The 4,601-nt window shown below is 68.4% G+C and carries 5 protein-coding genes; 3 read left to right on the top strand and 2 right to left on the bottom strand.

What is annotated here, in order from left to right; translation table 11 throughout:
- Positions 1 to 626: hypothetical protein (locus QHF85_RS49415; protein ID WP_281334531.1), on the bottom strand; the 626-nt coding region annotated here is incomplete at its 3' end.
- Positions 627 to 691: 65 nt separating this feature from the next.
- Here QHF85_RS49415 and QHF85_RS49410 point away from each other — a divergent pair.
- The 3 genes from QHF85_RS49410 to QHF85_RS49400 are packed head-to-tail and all read left to right on the top strand — an operon-like array spanning position 692 to position 4,258.
- The gene (locus QHF85_RS49410) at positions 692 to 3,001 is read left to right on the top strand and encodes a S46 family peptidase (RefSeq protein ID WP_281334530.1); all 2,310 of its coding nucleotides are present in this window, start codon (positions 692 to 694) and stop codon (positions 2,999 to 3,001) included.
- A 40-nt stretch (positions 3,002 to 3,041) separates the two neighbouring features.
- Entirely contained in the window at positions 3,042 to 3,632 is a 591-nt protein-coding gene (locus tag QHF85_RS49405; RefSeq protein WP_281334529.1) for a hypothetical protein, read from the top strand.
- 8 nt (positions 3,633 to 3,640) lie between these two features.
- Complete coding sequence (locus tag QHF85_RS49400; protein ID WP_281334528.1) at positions 3,641 to 4,258, top strand: hypothetical protein; 618 nt, start codon at positions 3,641 to 3,643, stop codon at positions 4,256 to 4,258.
- Here the strand turns inward: QHF85_RS49400 and QHF85_RS49395 are convergent.
- On the bottom strand, positions 4,255 to 4,601 hold a 347-nt coding region (locus QHF85_RS49395), incomplete at its 5' end, for an MYXO-CTERM sorting domain-containing protein (protein ID WP_281334527.1). The genes QHF85_RS49400 and QHF85_RS49395 overlap by 4 nt on opposite strands.

Below are 4,601 nucleotides of genomic sequence, written 5' to 3'. Positions count from 1 at the left end.
GTGCCGCCGCCGGCCCCGCCCGCTCCGCCCGCGCCACCCGCGCCGCCCGCGCCCGTGGACGCCGCGGTGCTCGCCGCGGTGCTCGACGCTGCGGTGGAGCTCGCGGCGCCGCTGCCGCCGCACTTCTCGAGCGGCTTACAATCGTTGCAGGAGCAACCTTCGAGGTACTCGACGCACGAGCCGTTGTTCGTGCAGTTCATCGTGCACCGATCGGTATTCGTGCAATCGGGGCAGGTGCAGTCCTCGTTGATCAAGCACACGCCGTCGTCGTTGTCGCAGCCGACGTTCGCCGGGGGACAGGAGGCGACCTTGAAGTAACAATCGTTGCACGTGCAATCTTCTGTCCCCATCTCGCCGTTGTCGCAGACGTCGTTGTCCTGGCAGGTGCCCAGGCAAGCGGCTTGATCCGCGCAGTCGGGGCAGGCGCACGTCTCGGGGTTCTGGCCGTTGTAGTTGCAGAATCCGTCCGGCTGGTTGTTGTTGCAGCCGGTGCTCTGGCCGCCGCCTCCGCCCGTGAAGGGGCCCGTCGCGGAAGTATTGTTATTCGCGCCGCCTCCCGAGCAGCCGACGAACGGGATCGCGACAAGGAGAAACGAGGAAGCAAGGATGGCCGTCAGGGTGCGCATGGTTCGAGAGGATCGCCGCGCGCGCGGGACTGCGTCAACAGAAGAAAGGTGCTACAGGGCTCGCCATGCCTCGGCTGACGAACTCTTTTTCTGCACTGGCGCTGCTCGTTTCCACCCTCGGCCTCGGCCTCGGCTGTGGCGCTGAGCCCCTGCCCCCGCCCGATTCGGCCAACGCTACGCCCGCGAAGGACGGCGCGAAGGCGGGGCCGAAGGAGGGCACGAACGCGGCAGAAGTGAAGGGCCCGGAGCGCAAGCCTTTCGAGAACCCCGGCGGCATGTGGGTGCCCTCTCAGCTCGCCGAGCACGAAGCGAAGCTGAAGGAAGCGGGCCTCGAGCTCGATCCGAAGACGCTCACCGATCCGATGCAGCCCCCGCTCGCGGCCGTCGTGAGCCTCGGCGGATGCTCGGCCTCGTTCGTGTCGCCCGACGGCCTCATCGTCACGAACCACCACTGCGTGACGGGCATCCTCCAGTACAACGCGACGCCGAAGCAGAACCTCGTGAACGACGGCTACCTCGCGAAGACGCGCGCGGACGAGAAGTGGGCCGGTCCGACGAACCGCATCTTCGTGACCCGCTCGTTCAAGGACGTGACGAAGGACGTCCGCGAGGGCCTCGACAAGCTCCCGAACGATCGCGCGCGGAACGACCAGATCGAAGCGCGCGAGAAGACGCTCGTCGCGGCCTGCGAGAAGGATCGGCCCGAGGTGCGTTGTTCGCTGAAGGCATACTTTGGCGGCGCCCAGTATCTGCTCGTCGAGCAGCTCGAGATCCGCGACGTGCGGCTCGTGTATGCCCCGCCGGAGGGCGTCGGCAACTTCGGCGGCGAGATCGACAACTGGCGCTGGCCGCGCCACGGCGGCGACTTCTCGTTCCTGCGCGCGTACGTGGGCAAGGATCAGAAGCCCGCGGATCACGCGGAGACAAACGTCCCGTACAAGTCCGCGCACTACCTGCGCCTCGCGCAGAAGCCGCTCGCGCCGAACGACTTCGTGATGGTCGCGGGATATCCGGGCACCACGAACCGCCTGCGCACTTCGTTCGAGATCAAGGAGGCGCTGGAATGGGGGTATCCGCGCCGCATCGCCGCTTTCGAGGAGGCCGTGAAGGTGCTCGAGGACGTGAGCAAGCAAAAGGAGGAGATCGCGATCAAGGCGAACCCCTTCCTGCGCGGCATCTCGAACGCGCTCACGAAGATCAAGGGCCTGGCCGAGGGCCTCGGCAAGGGCGGCGTGGCCGCGGAGCGCGCGAAGAAGGACGCCGATCTCGCGGCCTGGATCAACGCGGACGCGGGTCGCAAGGCCGCTTATGGCGACGTGATGACCAAGATCGAGGCGCTCGTCGCGGAGCGGAAGAAGACGCGCGAGGAGGACATGGCGCTCGGCGACGTGATGATGAGCGCGGGCCTGTTCCAGGCGGCGTCCACGATCGTGCGGATGGCCGAGGAGCGCCCGAAGGCGGACGCCGAGCGCGATCCGGAGTTCCAGGAGCGCAACTGGAAGCGCCTCGAGCAGCGCATGGTGCGCCTCACGGCCTCGTATGATCGGGCGATCGATCAGGCGATGCTGAAGCTCGTCCTCGAGCGGTTCGCGAAGATGCCCGAGAAGGAGCGGCCGGCGTTTGTCGCGACGATTGCGGGCAAGAAGCTCGACGCGGCGTCGATCGAGAAGGCGGTGAAGGGCCTGTACGAGGGGACGAAGCTCGAAGACGAGAAGGCGCGGCTCGAGCTGCTCAAGACGGCGAAGCTCGACGATTTGAAGAAGAGCAAGGACCCGCTCATCAAGCTCGCCGTGGCCCTGCGCCCCGCGTACAAGGCCTCCGAGGATCGGGGCAAATCGTTCGACGGCGCGATGGCTGTGCTCCGGCCGAAGTATTTCGAGGCGCTGCAGAAGATGCTGGGCCAGCAGATCGCGCCCGACGCGAACGGGACGCTGCGCGTGACGTACGGCAGCGTGCGCGGCTATCGCCCGGCGAAGGACGCGCCGGTCTACACGCCGTTCACGACCGTCTCGGAGATGGTCAAGAAGGCCACGGGCAAGGAGCCGTTCGATGCGCCCGCGAAGCTGCTCGCGGCGGCAAAGGCGAAGAAATTCGGCCCGTATGCGGACGCGACGCTCGGCGAGGTGCCCGTGGATTTCTTGAGCGACCTCGACATCACGGGCGGCAACTCGGGTTCGCCCACGCTCAACGCAAAGGGTGAGCTCGTGGGCCTCGCGTTCGACGGCAATTACGAGGCGATGGCCTCGGACGTGATCTTCCTGCCGGAGATCACGCGGACGATCCACGTCGATCTGCGCTACGTGCTCTGGGTGATGGACGTCGAGGGGGCGGACAACGTCCTGCAAGAGCTCGGCGTGAAGCCTTCGATCGACTGAGCGTTTCGCCTGCATGTAGAATGGAGGCCTCCGGGCCTCCATGCGTTCGTCCTCCCTCCTTCTCGGCCTCGCTTTCCTCATCGTGACCGGGCGCGCATTCGGGCAAGACGCGCCCGACCCGCGCCCCACGCCTGCGGCCGAGGCCTTCGTGCACATCGAGGCCGACGCGCCGCTCTCGTTGCGGCGGAACGTCGGTCGGTTCGGCGAGGTCGCCTGCGCCGCGCCCTGCGACCGGGTGATTCGCTTCGATCCGGCGGACCGCTTCTCCGTCGAGGGCCGCTTTCCGAGCACACAGCCTTTTTCGATCGGGGACGCGGGCCCGCGGGTCCGCTTGCGCGTCGACACGGGCAGCCACGCGGGGCTCTACACGGGGCTCGCGTCGGTGACGCTCGGCGGCGGCGCGGTGATCATGTCCGGCGTCATCTTCCTCCTCGCGACCGTCGGCGACGCGCTCGGGAGCGGGAATGGGGTCGACGACAGGATCCAAGTTGGCTGCGTCGGCGCGGCGATCGGCGGCCTCGCCCTCATGGGGGCCGGCATTCCGCTCATCGTCTCTTCGACGACCACGGTCGAGGTCCTCCCCGATCCCCAGCGTCGCGCGGCGCGCGGGATGGTCACGTTCCGGTTTTGAGGCGCCTGATGACCATGGTTCTGCCCGGAAAAACAGTTTGTCTCGGAACAATACTTCTCCTCGGGCTCGCCGCCTGCGCGCCGCCGCGCCGCCCGTCGAGCCCGCCCAGGCCCGCGAGCGTAGCCGCCGCGCCGGAGCAACGGGTGTTCGTCCGGATCGACGCGGAAAGCTCCACCACGAAGCTTGTCGAGGAGCGCGAGGACCACGATGTCCCCGTCTGCGCGGCGCCGTGCAATCGCGTGATCGCCGTGCGAAAGGACGCGTGGTATCACGTGGAGGCCTTCGCCGCCCGCCCCACGCGGAGCTTCGACCTTTACTCGCCGCAGGATCCCGTGGTCTGGCTCGACGTGAAGACGACACGTCAATCGACGTACGACACGCTGTATCGCGTCTTCCTCGGCACGATGATCGCGGGCGGCGCCCTCATGCTCACGGGGGTGATCGGCGCGCCCTTCGCCGAGGAGAAGGGCGCGCAGACCGCGTTCGCGGCGGCGGGTTTCACCGGGCTCCTCCTGCTCTTGCCCGTCTCGGCCGTCCTGGGTGGCGTGTCGAGCGCGTATTCGACGAGCAACGTGACGTTCAAGGATCCGCGGACGCGGCCCGATCTGCGAGAGAAGATTCGTTAGGACCGGGAGCGGCGCCGCTGGAAGGGACGCGCCGCCGCGGCGAGGAGGAGCGAAAGCAAGGCGAGAGGGATGGCCGAACGCCGCTCGGCCTGCTCGCCGACCACACGGCAGCCGCAGGAGGTGTCGTCCGAGGGGTCGACTTCCACGGCGCCGCCACTGCCACCATGGCCACCCCTGCCACCGCTGCCGGCCGCGCCGCCGCTACCGCCATTGCCACCGCCGCCAGCCGCTCCGCCGCTGCCCCCATTGCCACCGCTGCCGGCCGCGCCGCCATCGCCGCCGCTGCCCCCATCGCCACCGCCGCCAGCCGCGCCACCGCTGCCGCCTGCGCCGCCGCTGCCGC

Origin of the sequence: Polyangium sp. 6x1 (assembly GCF_029946515.1) — a bacterium.
Taxonomy (GTDB): domain Bacteria; phylum Myxococcota_A; class Polyangia; order Polyangiales; family Polyangiaceae; genus Polyangium.
This window is presented reverse-complemented; position numbering and strand designations above follow the sequence as displayed.

What these genes read in the sequence shown, in the direction of transcription:
- QHF85_RS49410 (WP_281334530.1), top strand. Translation starts at nt 692, where the DNA reads ATGCCTCGGCTGACGAACTCTTTTTCTGCACTGGCGCTGCTCGTTTCC.
- QHF85_RS49405 (WP_281334529.1), top strand. Translation starts at nt 3,042, where the DNA reads ATGCGTTCGTCCTCCCTCCTTCTCGGCCTCGCTTTCCTCATCGTGACC.
- QHF85_RS49400 (WP_281334528.1), top strand. Translation starts at nt 3,641, where the DNA reads ATGACCATGGTTCTGCCCGGAAAAACAGTTTGTCTCGGAACAATACTT.